The sequence below is a fragment of the Halobium salinum genome, from assembly GCF_026586625.1.
Classification (GTDB): domain Archaea; phylum Halobacteriota; class Halobacteria; order Halobacteriales; family Haloferacaceae; genus Halobium; species Halobium salinum.
The window spans coordinates 84,050-104,220 of the sequence record NZ_JAODIW010000007.1 but is presented as its reverse complement, the minus strand read 5'-3'; the positions used below and the strand labels follow the sequence as shown (position 1 = coordinate 104,220).

General features: G+C 58.6%; 30 protein-coding genes. 9 read left to right on the top strand and 21 right to left on the bottom strand.

What is annotated here, in order from left to right; translation table 11 throughout:
• Nucleotides 1–55: 55 nt before the first annotated feature.
• From N5095_RS12085 to N5095_RS12070, 4 genes are all read right to left on the bottom strand, one after another.
• Entirely contained in the window at nucleotides 56–736 is a 681-nt protein-coding gene (locus N5095_RS12085) for a Fic family protein (RefSeq protein ID WP_267623137.1), read from the bottom strand.
• Nucleotides 737–806: 70 nt separating this feature from the next.
• Nucleotides 807–1,082 carry a hypothetical protein gene (locus N5095_RS12080; RefSeq protein ID WP_267623136.1) on the bottom strand — a complete coding sequence of 92 codons (276 nt, stop codon included), beginning with the start codon at nucleotides 1,080–1,082 and terminating at the stop codon, nucleotides 807–809.
• Nucleotides 1,083–1,120: 38 nt separating this feature from the next.
• Entirely contained in the window at nucleotides 1,121–1,765 is a 645-nt protein-coding gene (locus N5095_RS12075) for a Cap15 family cyclic dinucleotide receptor domain-containing protein (RefSeq protein WP_267623135.1), read from the bottom strand.
• 3 nt (nucleotides 1,766–1,768) lie between these two features.
• Nucleotides 1,769–2,650 carry a nucleotidyltransferase domain-containing protein gene (locus tag N5095_RS12070; RefSeq protein WP_267623134.1) on the bottom strand — a complete coding sequence of 294 codons (882 nt, stop codon included), beginning with the start codon at nucleotides 2,648–2,650 and terminating at the stop codon, nucleotides 1,769–1,771.
• Between the two features lie 158 nt (nucleotides 2,651–2,808).
• Between N5095_RS12070 and N5095_RS12065 the strand changes: the two genes are divergently transcribed.
• Nucleotides 2,809–3,714: a nucleotidyltransferase domain-containing protein gene (locus N5095_RS12065; protein ID WP_267623133.1), complete on the top strand. Its 906-nt coding sequence runs from the start codon at nucleotides 2,809–2,811 to the stop codon at nucleotides 3,712–3,714.
• Nucleotides 3,698–4,384 carry a Cap15 family cyclic dinucleotide receptor domain-containing protein gene (locus N5095_RS12060; RefSeq protein ID WP_267623131.1) on the top strand — a complete coding sequence of 229 codons (687 nt, stop codon included), beginning with the start codon at nucleotides 3,698–3,700 and terminating at the stop codon, nucleotides 4,382–4,384. The genes N5095_RS12065 and N5095_RS12060 overlap by 17 nt, the downstream gene beginning before the upstream one ends.
• Nucleotides 4,385–4,585: 201 nt before the next feature.
• On the opposite strand, the gene N5095_RS12055 is transcribed toward N5095_RS12060, so the two are convergent.
• The 8 genes from N5095_RS12055 to N5095_RS12020 all read right to left on the bottom strand — a co-directional run bounded on the left by N5095_RS12055 (nucleotide 4,586) and on the right by N5095_RS12020 (nucleotide 9,437).
• A complete protein-coding gene (locus N5095_RS12055) occupies nucleotides 4,586–5,452 on the bottom strand; it encodes a hypothetical protein (RefSeq protein WP_267623130.1) in 867 nt (288 codons plus the stop codon).
• A 110-nt stretch (nucleotides 5,453–5,562) separates the two neighbouring features.
• Nucleotides 5,563–6,489, bottom strand: a complete 927-nt coding sequence (locus N5095_RS12050; RefSeq protein ID WP_267623129.1) for an ImmA/IrrE family metallo-endopeptidase — start codon at nucleotides 6,487–6,489, stop codon at nucleotides 5,563–5,565.
• Nucleotides 6,490–6,574: 85 nt separating this feature from the next.
• Nucleotides 6,575–6,922, bottom strand: a complete 348-nt coding sequence (locus N5095_RS12045) for a DUF8013 domain-containing protein (protein ID WP_267623128.1) — start codon at nucleotides 6,920–6,922, stop codon at nucleotides 6,575–6,577.
• Nucleotides 6,923–6,998: 76 nt separating this feature from the next.
• The gene (locus N5095_RS12040) at nucleotides 6,999–8,009 is read right to left on the bottom strand and encodes a DUF6610 family protein (RefSeq protein WP_267623127.1); all 1,011 of its coding nucleotides are present in this window, start codon (nucleotides 8,007–8,009) and stop codon (nucleotides 6,999–7,001) included.
• Nucleotides 8,010–8,112: 103 nt separating this feature from the next.
• Nucleotides 8,113–8,412 carry a hypothetical protein gene (locus tag N5095_RS12035; protein ID WP_267623126.1) on the bottom strand — a complete coding sequence of 100 codons (300 nt, stop codon included), beginning with the start codon at nucleotides 8,410–8,412 and terminating at the stop codon, nucleotides 8,113–8,115.
• 55 nt (nucleotides 8,413–8,467) lie between these two features.
• Nucleotides 8,468–8,689, bottom strand: a complete 222-nt coding sequence (locus tag N5095_RS12030) for a DUF8129 domain-containing protein (protein ID WP_267623125.1) — start codon at nucleotides 8,687–8,689, stop codon at nucleotides 8,468–8,470.
• A 50-nt stretch (nucleotides 8,690–8,739) separates the two neighbouring features.
• Nucleotides 8,740–9,015: a DUF7389 domain-containing protein gene (locus N5095_RS12025; protein ID WP_267623124.1), complete on the bottom strand. Its 276-nt coding sequence runs from the start codon at nucleotides 9,013–9,015 to the stop codon at nucleotides 8,740–8,742.
• Between the two features lie 17 nt (nucleotides 9,016–9,032).
• Nucleotides 9,033–9,437: a DUF6166 domain-containing protein gene (locus N5095_RS12020; RefSeq protein ID WP_267623123.1), complete on the bottom strand. Its 405-nt coding sequence runs from the start codon at nucleotides 9,435–9,437 to the stop codon at nucleotides 9,033–9,035.
• Between the two features lie 130 nt (nucleotides 9,438–9,567).
• On the opposite strand from N5095_RS12020, the gene N5095_RS12015 reads away from it, so the two are divergent.
• Complete coding sequence (locus N5095_RS12015; RefSeq protein WP_267623122.1) at nucleotides 9,568–10,491, top strand: bile acid:sodium symporter family protein; 924 nt, start codon at nucleotides 9,568–9,570, stop codon at nucleotides 10,489–10,491.
• A gap of 3 nt (nucleotides 10,492–10,494) precedes the next feature.
• Here the strand turns inward: N5095_RS12015 and N5095_RS12010 are convergent, their stop codons facing one another.
• A complete protein-coding gene (locus N5095_RS12010) occupies nucleotides 10,495–10,860 on the bottom strand; it encodes a winged helix-turn-helix transcriptional regulator (RefSeq protein ID WP_267623120.1) in 366 nt (121 codons plus the stop codon).
• Between the two features lie 79 nt (nucleotides 10,861–10,939).
• Here N5095_RS12010 and N5095_RS12005 point away from each other — a divergent pair, with 79 nt between their 5' ends.
• Complete coding sequence (locus N5095_RS12005) at nucleotides 10,940–11,278, top strand: Zn-dependent oxidoreductase (protein ID WP_267623119.1); 339 nt, start codon at nucleotides 10,940–10,942, stop codon at nucleotides 11,276–11,278.
• 57 nt (nucleotides 11,279–11,335) lie between these two features.
• Here N5095_RS12005 and N5095_RS12000 read toward each other — a convergent pair whose 3' ends face one another.
• The 3 genes from N5095_RS12000 to N5095_RS11990 form a co-directional block, all read right to left on the bottom strand.
• A complete protein-coding gene (locus N5095_RS12000) occupies nucleotides 11,336–11,731 on the bottom strand; it encodes a DUF7567 family protein (RefSeq protein ID WP_267623118.1) in 396 nt (131 codons plus the stop codon).
• Between the two features lie 74 nt (nucleotides 11,732–11,805).
• Entirely contained in the window at nucleotides 11,806–12,171 is a 366-nt protein-coding gene (locus N5095_RS11995) for a DUF7568 family protein (protein ID WP_267623117.1), read from the bottom strand.
• A gap of 3 nt (nucleotides 12,172–12,174) precedes the next feature.
• Nucleotides 12,175–12,666, bottom strand: a complete 492-nt coding sequence (locus N5095_RS11990; protein WP_267623116.1) for a DUF7995 family protein — start codon at nucleotides 12,664–12,666, stop codon at nucleotides 12,175–12,177.
• A 327-nt stretch (nucleotides 12,667–12,993) separates the two neighbouring features.
• On the opposite strand from N5095_RS11990, the gene N5095_RS11985 reads away from it, so the two are divergent.
• Nucleotides 12,994–14,202: a CBS domain-containing protein gene (locus N5095_RS11985; RefSeq protein ID WP_267623115.1), complete on the top strand. Its 1,209-nt coding sequence runs from the start codon at nucleotides 12,994–12,996 to the stop codon at nucleotides 14,200–14,202.
• A gap of 83 nt (nucleotides 14,203–14,285) precedes the next feature.
• On the opposite strand, the gene N5095_RS11980 is transcribed toward N5095_RS11985, so the two are convergent.
• Nucleotides 14,286–14,573 carry a hypothetical protein gene (locus tag N5095_RS11980; RefSeq protein WP_267623114.1) on the bottom strand — a complete coding sequence of 96 codons (288 nt, stop codon included), beginning with the start codon at nucleotides 14,571–14,573 and terminating at the stop codon, nucleotides 14,286–14,288.
• A 23-nt stretch (nucleotides 14,574–14,596) separates the two neighbouring features.
• Between N5095_RS11980 and N5095_RS11975 the strand changes: the two genes are divergently transcribed.
• Together N5095_RS11975 and N5095_RS11970 are read left to right on the top strand one after the other, a co-directional pair.
• Complete coding sequence (locus tag N5095_RS11975; RefSeq protein ID WP_267623113.1) at nucleotides 14,597–15,847, top strand: magnesium transporter; 1,251 nt, start codon at nucleotides 14,597–14,599, stop codon at nucleotides 15,845–15,847.
• A gap of 283 nt (nucleotides 15,848–16,130) precedes the next feature.
• Nucleotides 16,131–16,610, top strand: coding sequence for a DUF7992 family protein (locus tag N5095_RS11970; RefSeq protein WP_267623112.1), 480 nt, complete (start codon nucleotides 16,131–16,133; stop codon nucleotides 16,608–16,610).
• A gap of 536 nt (nucleotides 16,611–17,146) precedes the next feature.
• Here the strand turns inward: N5095_RS11970 and N5095_RS22570 are convergent.
• Both N5095_RS22570 and N5095_RS11960 read right to left on the bottom strand, forming a co-directional pair.
• Nucleotides 17,147–17,479 carry a DUF5789 family protein gene (locus N5095_RS22570; RefSeq protein ID WP_390203101.1) on the bottom strand — a complete coding sequence of 111 codons (333 nt, stop codon included), beginning with the start codon at nucleotides 17,477–17,479 and terminating at the stop codon, nucleotides 17,147–17,149.
• A gap of 166 nt (nucleotides 17,480–17,645) precedes the next feature.
• Complete coding sequence (locus N5095_RS11960; protein ID WP_267623110.1) at nucleotides 17,646–18,074, bottom strand: DUF7539 family protein; 429 nt, start codon at nucleotides 18,072–18,074, stop codon at nucleotides 17,646–17,648.
• A gap of 270 nt (nucleotides 18,075–18,344) precedes the next feature.
• On the opposite strand from N5095_RS11960, the gene N5095_RS22630 reads away from it, so the two are divergent.
• Complete coding sequence (locus tag N5095_RS22630) at nucleotides 18,345–18,785, top strand: diadenylate cyclase (RefSeq protein ID WP_308203538.1); 441 nt, start codon at nucleotides 18,345–18,347, stop codon at nucleotides 18,783–18,785.
• Nucleotides 18,786–18,823: 38 nt separating this feature from the next.
• Here N5095_RS22630 and N5095_RS11950 read toward each other — a convergent pair whose 3' ends face one another.
• Both N5095_RS11950 and pyrH read right to left on the bottom strand, forming a co-directional pair.
• Nucleotides 18,824–19,063, bottom strand: a complete 240-nt coding sequence (locus N5095_RS11950; protein WP_267623109.1) for a hypothetical protein — start codon at nucleotides 19,061–19,063, stop codon at nucleotides 18,824–18,826.
• 34 nt (nucleotides 19,064–19,097) lie between these two features.
• The gene (pyrH, locus tag N5095_RS11945) at nucleotides 19,098–19,808 is read right to left on the bottom strand and encodes a UMP kinase (protein ID WP_267623108.1); all 711 of its coding nucleotides are present in this window, start codon (nucleotides 19,806–19,808) and stop codon (nucleotides 19,098–19,100) included.
• Between the two features lie 93 nt (nucleotides 19,809–19,901).
• On the opposite strand from pyrH, the gene N5095_RS11940 reads away from it, so the two are divergent.
• Nucleotides 19,902–20,084 carry a hypothetical protein gene (locus N5095_RS11940; protein ID WP_267623107.1) on the top strand — a complete coding sequence of 61 codons (183 nt, stop codon included), beginning with the start codon at nucleotides 19,902–19,904 and terminating at the stop codon, nucleotides 20,082–20,084.
• Nucleotides 20,085–20,171 lie beyond the last annotated feature (87 nt).

Genomic DNA, 20,171 nt, shown 5'->3' with positions numbered 1-20,171 from the left:
CTGAAACCGCTGAAAACTGGCTCCAAGCGTTCGCTGCCTGGTTCAATTCTCCAAACTAAACACGACCCCTCTGCCCGGGCGAATTCGCAGGTGGGACGTAGACGCTACAGGAGATTTCGCTACCTTGGACTCTCGGTCGCGCGGACTGGATCTTCCCACCACCCGAACTCTCAACTTCTACCCCTCGGCTAACGACCGTGTCTAACTCCTCTTCATGGGTTCGAAGGAGTTCAGTCCGAACGAATTGAAGCGTATCGTTGACGTAATCGGTGTAGTCCTCGTCGTCCAAGGCCTGCTGAGCGGTAATCGGCTCAGATCTGTACGGAGGTCGATCATCGATCAAATCCAACTCGACGTCGTCTGGCAGATCGAAATGGCGATCCCAAAATCTGAGTCTGTAAGCCAATCCCGACCGAGCAGCCTCTTCGAACTCAATAAATTCGTCGAGATCTCCTTCTGTGTCGTAGTAATGCAGTGCTTCGCCGTACTCGTCCTTCCGATAGGCGATATACTCACCCGTCAGCTCGGGGTGGTCTGTCTCATGGACCGGAAGCATAACGACATCACCCGTTCCAAGCCCCCGCCGGTTAAACACGGTAACGAGGTGGTCGAGAGCCACATCGGGGTCACCGTTCTGCCAGAGATCGCAAATCTCCGCGTCGTCTGTTGAAAGTTCTATTTGAGTTGGCGAGTTAGAACGTAGTTGAGCCGCGATATCTTCCAAATACGTATCCATTATCACTCGCCGTGGTTTTCAAACACAAAAATCGTACTGTTCGGTCGGGCTTCGAACCAGACTCAGAGGGTCAGACACCGCCAACGCCATCGTCATCGTCGTCAGTCGAGAGGACGAGACCCGCCAGACCGCCGATCAACGCACCGGCTGGCCCACCGATGGCGAAACCAGCCGCGGCCCCGCCCGCACCCCCGAGTGTCTGGCGCTGGCCCTGCGTCAACTTCTCGTGCATCCCGCGACTGACAGTCCCCGATCCGTTGCACTTGGGACAGTCACCGTAGCCTGTCTGCGGGTCAGCCGTTGCACCACTCCCGTTGCAGGTGGGGCACTTCTTCGTCTCAGTCATAATCGGTAGTGTCTGTCAAGATGGCAAAGATGTTCCGGTCAGTCAGCCCGTTCGAAGTACATGAGACCGTTGTTCTCACGTCCAGGGCCAGTGTAGTAGAGCCCTTCGAGGGTCTCTGTGTCGCTCTCATCACGGTATTCGAGGGACGCAGTTCCGAAGTGCATGTTCAGCCCCTTGACGAGTGGCGAGCCCTCGTTCTCGTACTGGTAACTGACACTTGGCCACTTTCCTTCGTCAGTCAGCATCGTCGCACCGTTGCTGTCTGAAGGCGTCTGCGTCGTCTCGAAGTGGACGTTGATCTTTCGCCACGTCTGATCGATGTCAAGCCAGGCCTTCAGTTTCTGGCCATCCTGGCTGTGGTCGTTATCGGGATGAAGCGCCTCGTCGGGGATTTCTCCTTCATACGATGTGACGATCCACCCCTCCCACTTCCCGTTAAGATTTGGAACGCAAGTGATACCGAGCGCCTGGGCGATTCGAGTCTTCCAGAACCACCGGTCGTGGATCTTCCAGACAGCAGCGAAGGCGAGTCCCCATGAGACAACGAATCCCGCCGCAAATGGAAGGACAGTTGAGAGCGCCGAGGTAACCAGCTCGACGAGGATCGTGATGCCGTAGGCGAGCAAAGCCAGGCCGCCGTATATCTTCGGGCGGAGATCATTGTCCGTGGAGTACGTGTGCATAGGTTACCAGTTATCCCAGAGTGTGACCATCGCGTCGATGTACCGGCCCGCGTACCGGGTGTTCCACTCCGCGGGGCCCGACCCGAATATGTCGGTGATGCCGTTCTGGCAGGTCCAGTCACTATAGTCCGTCGAATTCAGGTATCGGAGAATTTTCGCGACTCGGTCCTGTTTGTTATAGGTATATCGTCCGTCTGGGACGTTGTACAGGAGGTTCTCGATGAAGTACGATGGGACGTTCTCCTTGTTCAGTTCGTTATTATCGACGAGGTAGTTCCGTGCGCGCTTGAAGATGCGCACGGTCTCTTTGAACCGGTTGCTGGTGCTTGACTGCCTGGTGCTGCCGTTGTTGATGTGTTGTTTCGGGTAGTTTACGATCTTCGTGTTGTTGAGGTTGAAGAACGCGATGCCCGAGTGGTAGCCGTTCGGATAGTGGTAGTAGTCGCGGTGGTCCGCACAGACGAGCACGTCGGCGTCCAGCGGCAGTTTACCCGCTTCCACTTCGATTGCTTTCCCGACCGGATCGACAGCCGAGGAGCCGAAGCGCGACTCCAGTACGTCAACGACATCGGACCGGAACTCGTGCCAGCTGTAGTCCGGGTCGCCGGAGTTGCGCCGCCAATGATCCCGCTCGGCGGGGCTGAGCCCGGACAGATCAACGTAGTACATGTCCGTAAGCTGGACCACGATGTCCACATCGGAACTGGCCCGGACGATGGTGTAGTTCGCATAGGAGCCCTGCAGATAGGTGTCGAAGTCCGCGTGGGCGAGCGTTTCGCTGGACTGCAATTCCTTCTGGATTCGGCTGTGGGTCCGCTTCGCGGAATCGATGGGGCCGCTCTCGTATTGCGCCCACGATTCCAGTGTCCCTGTATCTATCGGCATTAATGGGAGTTACACGCCTCTTTCTGACCGACCGCTAAAACCCCCCCGATTCCACTTCCACCGTGCTCTGCGAACCGTTAAGGGACCGTAGCAGGCAATTAGAATCGTGACCGTCCCGTCTCCTATCGAAACTCTGCCAATTTCTCTTGGTGGTGGCTATGGCAATCGATGAGGATACCCTCGAAAGCTGGACCGACCCGAAGCGAGCCGCCGTGAAATCAGCGGAGAAAACTCACAAGAAGATCCGGAACGCGCTCAACGACAGCGATACGCTCGCTGACGTCGAGTTCCACGACTTCCTCCAAGGGTCGTACGCGAACCACACGATCATCCGCGATTCGAGCGACGTCGATATCGTCGTTCGCCTCGACGAGTTCCAGTACTTCAACCTCCACGACCTCGACCCGGAAGACCAGGAGGATGTAGATGTCGAAGATTACGATTACGACTACGACGAGTTCCGAGACGACGTGCTGAGCGTTCTGCAGGACACCTACCCTGAGGGGACGTTCGACCCGTCCGGGAACGCTATCGAGATTTCGGCACCGGGTCTACCACTCGACGCCGACGTGCTGGTATGCGTTCAGTACAAGCACTACTACAACTATCCCCAAGGGTACGATGGGATCCTTTTCTGGCCGACCGATTCGATCTCCTCGGTCGTGAACTATCCGACGCGACACAAGGACCACGGATCGGACAAGCAGGACGACACCGACGACCTGTATAAAGAGACTGTGCGGATGTTCAAGAACGCCCGCAAGGAGATCGTCGCGGACGGGTACATCACCGACGACATCGTAGCGTCCTACTTCATCGAGTGTCTCCTGTACAACGTCCCACCGGGCCGGTACGTGGACGACCTGCAAGAACGGTATGTCAAGATCGTCGATTACCTGAAGGACGCGGACTTCTCCGGGTGGAAGTGCCAAAATGGTGTGACCGATCTCTTCGGGCGTGGCCGCACGAAGTGGGACACCTGGCACGCCAAGCTGTTCGTCGATGCTTTGGAAACGTACTGGGAGAACGCCAGCACCAACAGCATAAATGCACGTCTATTCTAGCGATAACGAGTTCCGCCCGACGTTCCTAGCGACCCTGGGCGTCGTCGCGTTCGTCGTCGTGATCGCACTGAACGCTTACGTCTTCCCGTGGCTCTACCAGCAAATCCCGTTCGAAATTCCATCACTGATAGTTCCCGGTCTCGCCTTCGGGGTTGTGTTCGGCCTGTTTCGCCGAGTGTTCGACCGACGGCTGTGGAACAAGGCCTGGATGCCAGACTTCATTGCCGCCGTTCCCGATCTCACTGGCCACTGGGAGGGCGAAATCAAGACCAGCTACGAGGGTGAAATCTCAGACGACTACCTCGCCGACGGAGGCCATCGGCCGATGACGGCTACACTGGACATCGAGCAGACGTGGAGCAAGATCATCATCCACTTCGAAACAGATCGTTCTCAGTCGGTCAGCACGGCGGCCAACTTCCAGACCGAGGGGACGCTCCATCCAAAGCTCTCATACCTATTCGAGAACGAGGGTGCAGATGTTGACGAGCAGGCGGCAGACGAAGGACCATACGACGGGACGACACGGTTCACGTATCGGGAATCGAACGACCGACTCGTGGGCTATTACTACACTGGGCCTGCCCGTGCTTCGGAGCAAGGCGATGGCCAAAAGACGACGTATGGGACAGCGGAGTTCACTCGTATGAGCGACGAGTCCCAGAAATAGTGTTAACGCACTGCTTGGTTTGGAACTCGTGGCCGGTCGTTTTCCCAAGAGGCGGCATCAGCGAGTTCCACGAGATCGGTAATACGCTGGTCAAACACGTTCATGCGTGATATTGAGGAGCAGCTGACGCAACGCTAGCTTCCCAGGGCTTTGGTCTAGCCCATTCTTAATATTAAGAATAAGATTAAGTCTGCTGACAGCCTACAGTGTCGAATTTGGCTGCTGTTCCGATTCTGTGCGAGGGAGGCGTCCGTCTGGTCGGGGAACGTTCCCTGCATCGATTTCGATATCGACGCGGCGCATATGTTTACAGCCCCCTTCAGGTTCGCGTCGCTGCCAGTCGAGACATGTACACGTCTCAGCGGCGACATCGACATCGTAGAAATTCCCGGACTCTGAATGAACCTCGTACACGCCGCCCTTCCTCAAGAGTGAGACGTCCATCTCTTCGTCGCATGCTCGCCGCATTCGCGGTGCGAGCTCATCGGCTGACGGTTCTGCCGAAACCGTATCTGTCTCTGGTTGGATGGCGCTCTGGCGGTCTCTGTTTGCTACCCATCCACCGTCCGGGGCGAGAGCGGAGTCGTCAGGTTCAACGAGGCGAGCAAGGTGCTCCTCGATCGGGTGATTGTAGTGAAGGAGAAAGTGTGCTTCGCGTCGCCCTCGGTGATCGTAGGAGCCACACGCTGCAGCTGGCCCCTCCCAGACGCGCCACGCGCCGAGCGCCGTCATCACCTCCAACGCCCGTCGCGGCAACTCGTCCTGGTCTAACTGCTCGTAGAAGATGCGAAACCGAGTACAGTGCTCTTGCGGTTCGATGTCGGTCCACCACTCAACCTCGTCTCTCCAGTGATCGAACATCGCCGCATCGTTCCCGTACCCGACCGTGATCCCTGGAACACGTGATTCGCCCGTATGGGTGTCTTCAGCCTCGTTCTCCAGCAGCCGGAGTACCGCGAAACGCAGGTGTTCGTGGAGTGGCTGTTCGGTTCCGTAGCCGACTTGCGGATGGCTCTCGATTGTCTGGCGGGCTTCGTCGAGAACCGTCGTGAGGTACTGTTCAGTCATGGATTCGTTCTACCCTGGTCGACGCACGATCACGCGCGCCGCCACCCTTCCGCGGCGCAATAGAAACTCACGGCGACGTGGAGAGCTGTTCATCGACGCGCTACACTGACCTACCCATCGATCACGTCGATGATCTCCTCTGCGGTGCTGCTAATCCGTCCGAAACGATCTTGGATCGACTCTGGTTCGTCATCCTGCCACGCGGCGAGATAGAACGCTGAGCCGCTCGTTTCAAGGCCGCAATACCGACCAACGATGTACGCGACGGCTTCTGCTTCGACTTCGCGCTTTGACCGTTCGGCCTCGTCGTCGACGTCGAAATGGAGCAGCGCGTGCGCGAACTCGTGAATTAGCGTAACTGCGAGGTCGGCCTGGTTCGTCCGTCCTTTCGCCTCAACGATCGGCGTGAAATCATGGATATCCCGCTGTTTGCAGACGCCCTTTGCGTCGCCGTGCTTCCACTCGTCAGCGTCGACGATGCGAACCGTCACGCCGAGATCATCCGCTGCGTCTGTGAGGGCGGGTACGAGGTCCTCAGCGTCGCCTGTCGCCTCAGTTTCTAGCTCGGGAAGCGGCTCTCCCTCGGTCTGGGAGACGTCGAAGACAGCGGCCGGTTTGAATCCCACGAGCCCTTTCGACCACTCTTCGGGTGGTGTCTCGTCGTACTCACAGTCGGTGTTCTCGTGGTAACTGGGCGAGTTCTCGCATTCGGGGCACTGCTTCGTAATGATCGGTGCCCAGATCCAGATCGCCTGTTCGCCCTCCTGGACGTGCCGGTCGAACTCATTCCGCCAGGTGTTGAAGCCAGCGACCTTCGTCGCCTCGGGACACTGGAGTTTGATGAGCAGCGTGTTGCGATGGGAGTAGTCGTGGAACCGACTCTGGACGTCGAGCCACTCTTGGAACTCATCGCTGGCCTGCGCCGCATCAACGTCGCCAACGAGTTCGTCGATCCATGCTTCAATCGTACTTTGCATCTCGTCTGTTCGTGTGTCGGTCTCCTCGAAGGAGGCCGACGAGTCACTAGTCGTAGCCATGATGTTCTGAAATTCGCCTTACTGGATCGCTTCAATTCAGCCCGCGCCGCGCCCCTGACGGCGCACAAAAAACTCGTGACGGCGGTTAGCGGAGGGCTTGTTTCGCATCAGCGAAGCCGACTGTGACGAGGTAGTCGAGAAATGAATCGAACTGGTCGACGTCGCTGGGTCTGTCGGTCGCGAGGTGCCGCGTCCACTCGATGGCCCACTGAAACACTGGATCAGTGCCGCCCTTGCCGTGGATATACCACCAGCGGGCGGCCTTCAGCGCGACGAGCGGATTCGTCGGTGGCTGCTCGGACGCGAGCGCTTGCGTAATCGACCGAATTTCCTCGGGGACATCTTCTGGTTCGACCCTGGTTGATTGGCTGTTCGCTACGTCGACTGGAATTGCATCGATCGAGACGTCGTTCGACTGCTGTTGTTGGCTCACGGAAATCACCATCTCGGAGGGCCTGATCTAGCACGCCCTCGTCCTCTCCGGAGGGCGCGAAAAACAGGACGCTGCGTCACGCAGGCGGGATGTAGACGCTCCGATCACCGGCGACCTCCTCAAGGTTGTTCCGATGCCGATGTGAGAAGTAGCACTCATAGCAGCAGTACCCACAGACTGCTCCTGTGTCGTACTCGGCGACGTATGGGCCACGATCAGTCGTCCAGACGTTGGCGCTACACTCAGTACACGCCGCGCTTTCGATATCGCCTAGTGTGGGCCCGGAATAGGTGAGTTCGGTCTCATCCACCTGGGGTGTCGAATCGGGCCAGACGCCGTGGTCCTGCCAGAATTTTTTGAGCCGGCTGAGACTATGCCGGACCGTCTTTCGGACCGTGACGTGGTCAGCGTCGCGACCACTGTCGTCCCAGCCGTCGGCTGTCCAGAACTCGCCGAACTGTGCTCCGCGATGTAGACCATTCCAGTCGAGGCCGACGATGTCGGCCGGCGGGTCACCCGTCAGCGTTGGTTGGGTGAGCTGCTCCACGACTTCGAGTTGCTTGGGTGGGCTACCACCGAGGATGTGGACGCGACGTCCCCGCCAATCGACGGGGGCGGAGAACTCGTGTGCGAGCGTCTCCGCGTAGCCTCGCGAGTAACCAAGCACGATATCGTCGGGAATTGCCTCGATGGCGGCCCGGCATTTCGGGACGATGATGAACTCCGTCTCGGCAAGACTCCCTTGGAGCTCTCGAATCGTATCGACGTACGACTGTGCTTCTGCAGCGTCGTAGGCGTCACCGATGACACCCACGTCGGGCTCGTACTCGAGCGCTCGATCGACGTACCGATCAAGATCGGGATTCCGAAAATCGTTATCGAGCATTCCGACCGGGCACTCGAGGGTATCGAATTGCGACTGCTGATACGTGCAGTCCTCGCGAAACCCAGGGAGGAAGCCGAGGGCCAGCGCATCGAGCGCAAACGGAACCCGATGGAGGAACGCCACGTACGCCGCCTGTCGGGCGTCAGTGTGTGTCTCAGTAGTACTGTTGCTAACTGGGTCTGCGCTGTCGTGAATGGCCATGAGGAGTCTCCTGCGGGACTCCGTCGCCCCGCAGGGCTCTCCGGGGCAAGATAGACCTCGCTAGTATTAACCAACGGAAGTAGAAAATGGGACTGCGTGTTGGTTAATCTCCGAAAAGGCACTGCAATGCTGCCTCGTCTCCTGTGAGCGTCTGTTGGTCGGCGTCAGTATCCGCAAAGAGCGTCGACTGGTCTCCTGTTGAGGACTGCGCTACCTCTGGCCGGTCGTCGACACCGAACTCACTAGCCTCGGGTCGAGCGAGCCGCAAATCGCGGTCGCGATGATCGACGTCTGCACCGAAGTCTTCGAGCGATGTCTCGACGCTCGTCTCGGCCAGTTCGAGCTGGCCGTCCTCACCGAACGCAGTCTGTCGCTGAATCTCAATCTCGGGTCGGTCGCTCATCTAGTTCGAAGCCTCCACCTCTGATGGCGTCGACAAACAGCCCGTGAGCGTCCATTTAGGTGTCTTCTGACCGAAGCTCGCTGGCTCGGTCATCGAGCCGGCGAAGAATTTGGACGCGTTGCCCGTGGGCGTTCTCATAGGCAACGCACGCTCGCAGCGTTTCCATGTCGTTGATCGTCGCGATACCTGCGTTGATGAGTCGTGTATTCGGTGGGTCGAGGCGCTGTTCCGGGGATAGGTCGCTCGAATCTGGATCGTGCTCTTCTGTATCGCTCACTCCTGGTCGCCTCCACGTCTCCTGAGGCGACGAAAAACAGCACCCGCTCGCTACTCGTCGTCTTCTGGTTGGATCTGGCGAGCGTCCTCGGCGAGGTCGTGGATGTACTCCCGAAGCGTCTCCATATCCTCGCGGGCCTCATCGAGCGTTTTCGCCTTCACTTTCGCTGTGACCTTATCCTGATCGCGGGTGCCAGTGCCGCGAGTGAGTTTCACAGTGAGTGAGACGCCGACATCGCTTCGCTCGACGTATTCAGTAGGAGTCTGTCGCTCACTGTTCTCGGTCGATTCTGTGTTCGTACGGGACTGCTGGGTGGGTTCTGGCATGGATTGCTCTCTGAACGTTAGTTGACGGACGGTGCGACTGGTTCGCCGACTATCTCACGAAGGGCTGCATCGATCTCACGCCCGGTGAGTCGCCAGCAGCCGTCTGGCTCTGTACACTCCAGCTGGCTCACCACCTCGGTCTTGAAGGCCATGTACTCCGCGAGTGCGACCTCCTCGCCGTCGGTGTAATCGAGCAGGAGAGCGAGCGCGAGTTGGGCTGGTCCGCTACCACCATATCCCCATTCGAATCCGCTCGGACTGTGGTCCACCAACTCGAGACTTCGATCGAGTGTGAGCTGTTCCTGGTCAGGCTGTTTCTCGACTATGGCGCGGCCTCGACGACGGTAGCCGACGTAGACGACGTCGACGTCATCTGAGACGCCTCTCTGTTCGTGCGAGTGTGAGTCGTTGATTCCACTCATCGTTTTGTTCGAGAGATGCTCGTTCGAGCACCCCCGCACCCCTCTGGGGGCGAAAAACCACTCTAAGCGGTCCCAGTCACAACTCAGAATACAAACGACCAAACCACGAATGGACGAACTACCTTCATTGATGTCGGATAGCGTCGTGACTCGTGCTGCGGCTCTCGTCGACGACTATCTACTGCTCTGGGTGCTGCTCTCGGTTGGAATCGGACTGGTCGTTCCGTCAGTGGCCGTACTCACGCCGTTGTCGACACCGATCCTCGCCGTCATGATCGGTGCGGTCTCACTGACGCTCGCACCCGAACGATTCCGCCAGCTCCGCGGACGAGCGCTGCTCATAATTCTCATTGTCCAGACCGGGATGCCACTGCTCGCGTTTGTCATCGCCCGGATACTTGGTCTCAGTCCTGCGCTCACAGCCGGCTTCGTGGTCCTCGGCGCGGTGACGCCCGAACTCGTGACGCCGACGATGACCGAACTCAGCGGCGGCGATACCGCGCTCTCGACGGTGGTTCTCGTGGTAGTCGGCCTCGGAACACTCGTGATAGTCCCGGGCGTCGTCACCGTATTCCTGGGAGAATCAGTCACCGTCAAGCCGGTGCTTATCGTCGAACAGCTGTTGCTTGCAGTGGTCATTCCGATGAGTCTCGCCGTCGCGGCCCGGTATCGGTGGCCCGACCACATCAGCAGATACGACGAGCTCTATCCATCCGTGTCGGGACTCATGGTGATTCTCATCATCGGCATCGTCGCTGCGGCGAACGCCTCACTTGTTCGCGATGGCGGGGACGTCCTTCTCCTCGCCGCGGCCGCTGCGGTCGTTCTCAACTGTGGTGGCTACGTCGTTGGCTGGCTCGTCAGCTGGAACTTCACACGGGGCGAGCGTATCGCCGCGACGCTGTCGATTGGGATGCGCGACTTCGCCGTTGCAGCCGCCCTACTCGTTGGTGCGGGCTTTCCCACTGCAGCTACACTCCCTGCCGTTGTCTTCGGCATCGTCGAGATGACGACGAGTGCCGGACTCGCGAAGTGGTTCAGCCGTCCTCGGTAGGCGTTAGACGGAGTCGTCCTGTGTCTCTGCCCATTCGAGGAGCGGATCGAGTCGTTCACGGAGTTCCTCACCTTTCTCGGTAAGGTCGTACTTGACGCGAGGCGGAATCTCCGCGTACTGTTCTCGAGAGAGCAACCCTGCCTCGACGAGGTCATCGAGGCGGGTGGATAGTGTCGAACTGCTCACCTGGCCGAAGGTCTTCTCGATATCGCCGTATCTCGCTGGCCCAATTGCGCCGACAACGCAGATCACCTGCATGGCGTACCGCCGACTGAGCAGATCCATCACACCACCCAACGGGCAGTAGCAGGTGGCCTCGATATTCTGTATCTCTTGGACGTCAGGTGACGAGTCTGGTGTTTCTGCCATAGCTTTCATTCGCCGCACTTGGTCCAATACTTCGGACTTGACAGTATAAACACTGCCGTGTTCAAAGTAATTGTGTATCATGAGCCAAAACGACCCGTCACGAGAGGTTGCATGTACGCTCACCGAAGAACAGGAGCGAGAGCGAAGTGAGGAGGTTCGTTCGCGTCTCATCACCACCTATCTCGGGTTTGAGGAGTGTGAAAACGGCGTGACGATTCGGTTCGACGGAGCTGACGAGGCGCTCATCGCAGCTGCGCAGTTCATCTCGGCAGAGTTGCAGTGTTGTGCGTTTGCCGAGTACGAGCTCACAGTGTCGCCACCGTACGAGGAGACGGTGCTGACCATCACCGGTCCCGACCGAACGCGACAGCTATTCCGCGACGGACTGGTTGATCGACTCGAGGCCGAGACAGCATAGACGACCACTCTACTACGAACCACTCGATCGACTACCGAGTGGATTCTTCGGGAGTGCCTACGCGAGGTGCGCCACCTCGTCAGGTTCTTCGATGTTGTCGAACTCACCGCGCTCGACCGCGTCCCAGTCCTCGCTGGGTTCGGGACTCCACCAGTCGATCTCGTAGGCACCCGGTGCGCCGAGAATCTTCACCCTCGCCGACCCGTCAGGCAGGTCGCGACGAAGTTTTTCGTCGACGTGGAGATTCCAGGTCGTCGCGGTATCGAAGCAGGCGAGGACCGCTTCGTCGTAGCCACGATCCTCATGTGATTCTTGGAGTTCAACCTGCGTGTTGCAGTGCTTGCAGAACACCCCCTCGAAGGGGATGTGGCTGAACACCTCGTGCCCGCAGACGGGACACCAGAGGAACTCGAACAGTGCTTCGCTGTAGCGGTCGATGACGTCCAGACTCATCTGTAGATCTGGCCCTATGACTCGGGCCACCCCTCCTGCCCCAGAAAAACACTCTTGCTGGACATCTTGTGACCTCAGCGCTCAGCGCCGTAGACGATCTTCGAGCGAGCTTCGTAGCCACAATCCGGACAGTCGAACCAGCGCTGTACCTTCGCCCCGTCAGCTGCTTTCTCACCGACGAGAACGTCGTCGTTCGGGCACTCAGGGCAGCTCAACTCGGGGAGTGGTCTGTCTCGAAGAGCGTCCCGAAAGACTGTCGCCTGCTTCGTCTCGAAGCCACGCGACCAGACCGGATAGCCGTCGACGAGGATTGCGCCACGCCATTTGTACCGGTAGGAATCCGGTGCACGATGGAGGACAGCTCGGGCTCCAGTCTCGGTGTTTCGATACGCGAGCGACGGGATGCGACGTTCTCGCGTCCAGTTGGTGATTCGGGGCATCGGTTAGAAGTGGACGTCAGCGGGGACAATCCAGAGGTCTTCACTCTCTTCGAGGAGCCGATCCAGGTGCTCGCGATGCCGGATGCCGCTCGCGTGCTGATCGTACAGGAACACCGACGGACCGTCGTACGCGCCGACTTGATGGAACGCGTGCCGAGCGAGATCCTCGTCGCGCATGATCTCCTCGTCGGAGAGTTCGTCGATAGCTTCCTTCACCCGTTCGAGATTACGCTCGAACTCTTCTTTCGTCGCTTCCCAGCCGCGTTCCAGTAGCTCCTCCCCCTCATCTGATTCCACGGGAGCGGCCACGGCGAGATTACCCCAGCGGGCAGGGCCAGCGACCGTCGTCTCATTATCATCGAATGTGACGTAGTAGTCAAAGACGGCGCCAGCGTGCGGGTCGACTCCAACTAGCCGGTCGAACACCGATTTGCCAGTGGCGAGGGCGTCGTCTCGCGTCGATGCCTCTACGAGCGTGTAAATGACCATATGCATTGGTTTTCACCTTGCTCTGCCGACGCACGCGACTACGCTCTACGTCAGTGTTCGCTGCGCCGGCACCCATCGCCGGCGCTCGAAAAACAGGACTGACGGCGCTGTCCCGGTGTTGTCGTACTGTTGAATAGTCTCTTCGACGGTGATCGTCAAGCTCCCAGTCTCGTAGTGTCCTCCCTCGTGCAGTAGTTGAGACTGCCTGTCTCAATGCATACGGCCGACGCAGTTAGATACATCACCCAAACATCACTTCGCGCGTCCCTCCGTCAAATATCAGGGCTGGGACAGGCATAACCGTCCTGCACCCCTCACACTAGAGAGTTACCCATGGATATCTCCGAGATACTCTCAACGAAGTTTACCGAGTTCGACATCGGCACCCCTCTCTCGAAAGTCGCCGGGGCGTTCGAGAATCAGGAGCTCGATGCCGTCATCGTAACGGACGGCGACGAGTATCGCGGCATCGTGAATCGCCGACAGCTGGCGTCCTCGTCCAATCAGCCCTCTGCAAAGGTCGGCTCACAGGTCCAGCACGTCCCGACGGTCGACCGCACCGAGGACGTCCGCGAAGTCGCGCGACTCATGATCGGGAGCGACGCCAAAACGCTCCCCGTACTCCGCGACGACCGTGTCGTCGGTGTGGTGACCGCAGATGCGGTCCTCGAGGCCGTCCGTCCGTTTCTTGACGCGGCGACCGTCGACGACGCCTACACGGCGGAATTGGTCAGTGCGACCCCTGAGACCACGATCGGGAAAGCGCTCAATATGCTCCGAGAAGCCGGTATCGCCCATCTTCCGGTCGTCGACGGGGATGACCTCGCGGGAATGTTGAGCCTGTACGACGTCATCGAGTTCACGACGCGGGGCGGCAGCAAGAGCCAGGGTGGGTCGTCGGGCGGCTTCGGTGGCCACGGTGGTGGCGGACAGAACCGCGGTGGGTTCGGCTCGCGCGAGGGCGACGCCGACCGGATGCTCGACCTCCCGGTCCGGAACCTGATGTCCGACGCGGTCGCGACGGTCGAGCGGAGCGCGCCGCTTGACGACGTCGTCGAGACGATGTTCGAACAGGAGATCTCCTCGCTCGTTGTCACGGCCGACGACACCGGCGAGCCGATTGGTATCATCACGAAGACGGACGTCATCGAGGCGCTCACCTGGGAGCGCGATGATCGGAACGCCGTGCAGGTGTTTGGGCTCGACCTGCTGGAGGGGATGGACTACGACGATGTCTCCGCATTAATCGAGAGCATGGCCTCGAAATACGGTGAGATGAGCGTAATCAAGGCCAGCATCGAACTGCAGGAGCATAAGGAACAAAGCCGAGGCGTGCCGCTGGTGCTGGCACGGATTCGACTGGTCACCGACCGCGGCTACTTTACGGCCGATGGCGAGGGGTATGGTGCCGCTCACGCGCTTCGACTCGCCGCGAACGCGGTCGAACGCCAACTCCTCAAGGGGAAAACCTACGGCGACTCGAAGAAGCATCCCAACACTGACGAGCAGGCACAGCTCTACGGCTGGTGGCTCGGGGGGTAAATAGTGCCAAAGGGGGGTGAACACGCTGATACGACTACACCTCGAATGAACAACGTATGCCGACGCACCGCCATGGAACGCAGTCATTCATCGACTTCATGGAGACGTACCTCCAGGATCATCCTAAACGCTGCAAAGAGTGTGGAAACGTCGCCCGCGCCCGGTCGGAATGGCGGATAGAAAAACGTGATGAGGATGGTCTCCACTTCGTACATACCTGCCCACGGTGTGGCGCGGAGAACGACGTGTTTCTCAACCTTGCCCCAGAACACGAGCGATCTCGAGGGTAGGAAGGCTATGTGCAGCCTCTCACTTACTATTGGTTCAAACACTCCGGATTCCGCTACGTCACGTCGGTTTCCGAGATTCATGCGACGCGAGAGGGGGTAACCGTATGCAAGAATTCACGATCGATGTCCAACAGCAGATAGCTGCCTCGGAGACACCAGGTGCGGAGTTCCAGGCACTACCGTGGACACGACAACGAGTCGTATTCTTCCAGCTACCCGAGTCGGTCCAGCGAGACGTACTCGATGACATGGATCGTCAGGAGGTACGGCGATTCGTCCGCAGACTTGATCCCGACGATGCGACCGACGTGGTTGGATTACTCGACGAGGACACTCAGGGAGCCGTGCTCGGTCAACTCGAAACCGACCGAAGGGAGCGGATCGAGTTCCTCTTGAAGTTCAGTCCGGACAGCGCCGCCGGTATGATGGATCTCGGCTACGTCACCGTCGACAAGGACCAGGGGTTCGAGGAGGTGGCACGGCTCGTCCGACGTCACGAGGCCCGAACGGGACGCTTCCCGACCGTCTTCGTCACCGATGGTGACGAGGTGTTAGGGGAGTTACCTGGCCATACCTTAGCCCTGGCTGGTCACGGGTCGGCGGTCATCACCGAGTATCTTCGACCCGCTCCCACTGTTCGATACGAACAGCCCGACTCGGAGGTCATCGAGGTGTTCAGGGCCAACCCACAGAGTAAAATCGTCGTTCTCGACGAAGACGACAGCATTCTCGGAGTCATCTATGCGGACGACCTCTTACAGGCCATCGAGGAAGAAGCCGGCCAGACGCTCTATGAGTTCACTGGTGTCGACGAGCAGGAGAGCGTTCTCGATGGCGCCTTCGAGAAGGTTCGCCGGCGGTACAAGTGGCTCATCATCAACCTCGGGACCGCCTTTCTCGCTGCGGCGACTGTCGGGTTATTCGAAGACACGATCGCGGCGTTGACGCTACTGGCAATCTACATGCCGGTCGTCGCCGGGATGGGTGGGAACGCCGGCACGCAGTCGATGGCCGTGACGGTCCGCGGCATCGCACTAGAGCAGATCTCACTTCGAACAGGGAGGCGCGCCATCGGCAACGAGGTGCTTGCGGGGGCTGTGAACGGCGTGATTACCGGCGTTATCGTGGCCGTCATCGCCACCCTGTTCAACCAGAGTCCGCTGTTGGGACTGGTCATCGGCATCGCGATGGTGCTGAACCTCGTCATCGCCGGGTTCTTCGGCGCACTCGTTCCGCTCGTACTGGATCGACTCGGCTACGATCCGGCCACGTCGGCGACCATCTTCATCACGACCGCGACTGACGTCCTCGGGTTCTTCATCTTCCTTGGACTGGCACAGGTCGTGCTCCTCTGACCAGGAATCGGTCGTATACGAGCATCGCCAGTTCCTGTCGCTACTCAATTCGATTGGCGACGGGAGCCCTCTTCTCGGGGAGTCGGTGCGGACGCTCCGTTCTGACCGTTCTCCTTGGAGGCACGGGGCCCACCCGATAGATGGTCGAGCGTGCTCGCCCCCTCGAATTATCGATGAGGTCGTCGGTGGTCGCGCGACGTAATCTGACAAGAGAGGGTTTGCCAGAAGCCAGCCACCACCTGTGGCAGAGCGCATTTCTCGATGGACAGCTAAATACGTACGAATGACGCTCGACGTTTCGGTCCCGGACGCGCCATCGCTTCACGGGCCACAGCCCAGAGGAGAGTACGAAGCGATGGATAATCCGGTCAAGGACCCAGAAGACGACTATCGTCGCGAAGAGATTGAGACGATCCTGGCGAACGGCGCGTGGAACGATGCGTTCGAGGAGTGGGCAGCCCAGACTGGGCTGACCCTGGCCACCTTTGAGACAGTCGTCGAGTACAACCTCATCGAAGACTTCGACTTCTACTGGGACGCCACGACGGACGAGGTCGGCTACCAGTCGCCGACGCTTCCGCAAGCGGCTCGCGACGTACTCGACGCTGAAGTCGTGGACGATATCGAGTTGGAACTCGACACCCTCGGCCGGATCGTCTCGGAGGTGCTCGAAAACGACTATCTCCTGCGCGACGACGAGACGTTCGGATTCTTCGCCGACGACACGTCCGAAAACACGTACGAGTCCCGTGACGAGGAGTAATCGGAGGAGCTCACCGACCCGACACCGTCAGTCGTGAACTGATTGGTGAGTGCCATATGAGGCTCTGTCGGGAGTGCCGTTACGACGAAGAGAAGCGAGACCAGTAGTGGGTAGCCGAATACGTACTGACCGAGCGCATTCAGAATGCCAATAGAGACCAGCAGGCCAGCGGTCGGCAGGTTGAGAATGGGCCGAAGTAGTGCCTGTACTGGGCAAGGTCCGTGGTAGTCGTCCCCTCGAAGAGGAGAGGGGGAGAGCTAGAGCCAGGAACATACTGCCGTGAGAGAGTCGAGTGGCGATGGCGAGCAGGTCGGTGGCCACCCCCAGTATCGAGACGGAAAGTCCAGCCAGCAAGAGAGCAATAGCGCAGGGAATCTCTCAGACCGTGGCGACGAAGATCCCGACGACTGCCGCGGTGATGAACACGGGCCGCATCCCAAGCAGTACCGTCTCGACTCCTGAGACGATAGCCGAAGCGTCGGACGAGAGCTATTTACAGGGCGAAGGCGGGCAATATTTGATATCGAGACTCCAGGTTATCGATGTATCAGTCCCAGTATCCGGCTTCGTACATCGTCGGCGGAGTCGAACGTTTGGTTATCGGTTGGAGCAAGCACTTCTTCGAGGGATTCCGTCCCGCCCTGGGTTTCGATCTCGTAATCGCCACAGGCTTCGACCAATTTGTCCGTCGTGATTGGATAGTCCTGGGCTTCGAGTACCTCATCGAGGCCGCCAAGCCGCCCACCAGGGTCGCCGCTCATCGCTCGGGCTTCACGGGAGCGGTCACGTACCTCCTCTCGCGTCCGCTCTGGCTGTTGTCGCTGTTCGCGGTCTGGGTTCTCGTTTCGGCCCCGTTTGCCATCTGTCATCCTTAGAGATAGGCGCCCGGTTCGGATAACTGTGTGGACCCTCGACGGTGTGAACGTCTCGGATAGATAGAGCCAAGAATGGTTTCCGCTGCGCCGTTGATGGTGGGATTTCCCCGCCGGATGAAATTGACGCGTACGATCATCCGAAAGTGGACCTGGCCAGGATTTACTCCTGGGTCTGACGGGCGAACTCGTCGAGTTCCGCTTCGATGAGTGTTGCAACCCGTTCACTGTATCTCCAGAGTGCAGCGTTGAGTCGCTCTTCGGTCTCGTCGTCGAGGTCTTCGGCCCCTCTAAGGACGGAGTCTTTGGTGATCTGTGGGTGGTACACACAGACGACGCCGAGTGAGGTATCCGAACTCGAGGTTCCCGCTGTGTGAATCCCGTACTGATCGGTTCCCCAGACACCATCGCCGCCCTCTCGTTCCAGCTCGGAGTCGAGCGCGTCGAGCAGTTGCATCTCTTCGGACGAGAGGATGGAGTCGTCACCCTCGAACAGTTCAGTGTACGCCTCCATTCGGGCATTTCTCGTCCACTGGTCCAACTGGGACCGTGCACGGAGTACGAGCTGTCGCTCGTCTGGAAATTCGGCCATGGTTCTAGAAGGGATGCAAGACGAATGAGTGTTTGTACAACGTCTATGTGTGGTGGGCGTGTGGGTAACGTTGGTGTACTTTAGTAGTCTCTATCACGGGCAGAGCATTCAAGCGGATTCTCCATGTAAATCGAGTATGCCGGTGAGACAATCATCATAGAAGCCAACAACGGTCAAGCGGAGTATGCCACAATCCCAGAAACTATCGACATCCTCAGATATGTCGCGGAGAGTTTGAGTCTCTCCTTCAGCCGGTGGGATGAACCATATGTGACCGGACCGAGTCTCTATTTTATTGTCGTCGCTGACATCGATTTCGGTAGATATACCGATCCACTGGGAGACAACACGTGGCCCGTCGATCAGTGTCGGTCAGTCGCCATCTCATCCGATGAGTTCATCGACGCAGCCCGCAACGTGGCATTCAGCTGCGATGGGGCAGTCGTTATTGCCGCGGATAGGACGATCCAAGAACAAATGGTTCGCGTTCGGACTCCAAATGCTACTGAAGTGGTCGAAGAGCCACCCCTCGCTTATGCCGATTGGATGGGAACCAAACATCTCAGTGCGTTAGAAGTGTCCCTCCGGGAAGAGGTGCTTGCCAGTATAACGCTGAGTGAAGAGAATGGTCGTGTGACAGTCTTTCGGAATGGAAAACATACTGATTGCGAACGTGAGAAACTTGGAGGGCGCTGGCGGATTGTCGACTGAGATTGCGTGTCTTTCCCGGTAACGGTTGCTCTGCGAACTCAGTTTTCGAATTCGTCGTCGTATTGTTCGTAAGTAATCGTCAGTTTGCCTGTGGTGGGACGTTTCGCTGCATCTCGGAGCGTTTTGAACGATTCGAGGAGTTCGCTTGTGTCGTCAGAGTCCTCCCGGCCGCTCGATGACTCCTCTCGAATCGTATCGTATACTCGCTCCAGGATGCGTCGAGCGGCATACGAATCGGTTTGCGAGTCAATCTCGAAGGAAGCCACGTATCGCGACATACTCAGATATAGCTCTCCACGGGGTTAACAACCATCATGTTTCAGCGGGAGTCATGTCATCAGCCCCGTCCGAGATGATTCTCGTCCCCTCGAATTTGCCGGTTCGGACAGCGGTGAGGATGTTCTCTGGATCGGTTCCATCAATAACCACGGTTTCGCAGTGTGCACGTTGAATCATCTTCGCGGCGAGAAGGTCGATCGGTACACGACTCCCGGCAGTAGTGTCGATATCGAGGATGAGGGTAATGAGTTGGCTCGCGCGTAACTCGCCGAATGGCTCTGCGTCTGGGTGCGTGTGAGGATCCGCGCTAAAGACCCCAGGCACGTCCGTCGCATAGATGAGACGCTCTGCGTCGACGTACTCAGCAAGGAGCGCACTCACCGCGTCAGTAGTTTGACCGGGTGCTGTTCCACCCATGACGACGATGTCGCCGCAGCGGAGCGCTTTGCCCGCCGCTTCGTAGTCTGTTGAAGGCGTCAAGACGGCGTCGTCGCCGATCGCCGCGATGAGAAGTCGGGCATTTAGCCGAGTAACCCCGATACCGAGTTGATCAAGCTCGACTTCGTTCGCACCGAGAGCTCGCCCCACATCGATGAATTCGCGTGCAGGAGATCCGCCCCCGGTGACGACACAGACGTCGTGCTCCTCGGCGAGTGTTGTGATGACGGCTGCGTACTCTCGAAACTGCGCTTGGTCAAGGGTTGGCACGAGGATGCTCCCGCCGAGTGAGAGTACGATGCGCATGGTGGTCTCTAGACTATAGGACAGCGCCGAACTACAATCTAGCACCTCTTGATAACCCGCCACGTTATCCACGCGGCCCGCCTACTGTCGTTCATGGCGACGATTGTGTATCAAGGCGACAACGGCGACACCGTGTCGGAAGAAATCGACGATGAGAAACTGAACTACCGAGAGGACCACTGGCAGATTCACCACGGCGACGACGAGTACACGTACATCCCGAGAGAACGTGTCTATACAGTGAAGATGACTGACCCGCACTTCGAAAACGAGTGAGGCGATTCACTCGGCCATGGCATGTTCTCTGCACCCACATCGTGCAACACAAGGAATCTCAGTATTCCTGCGTCGTCGTTCAGGGGA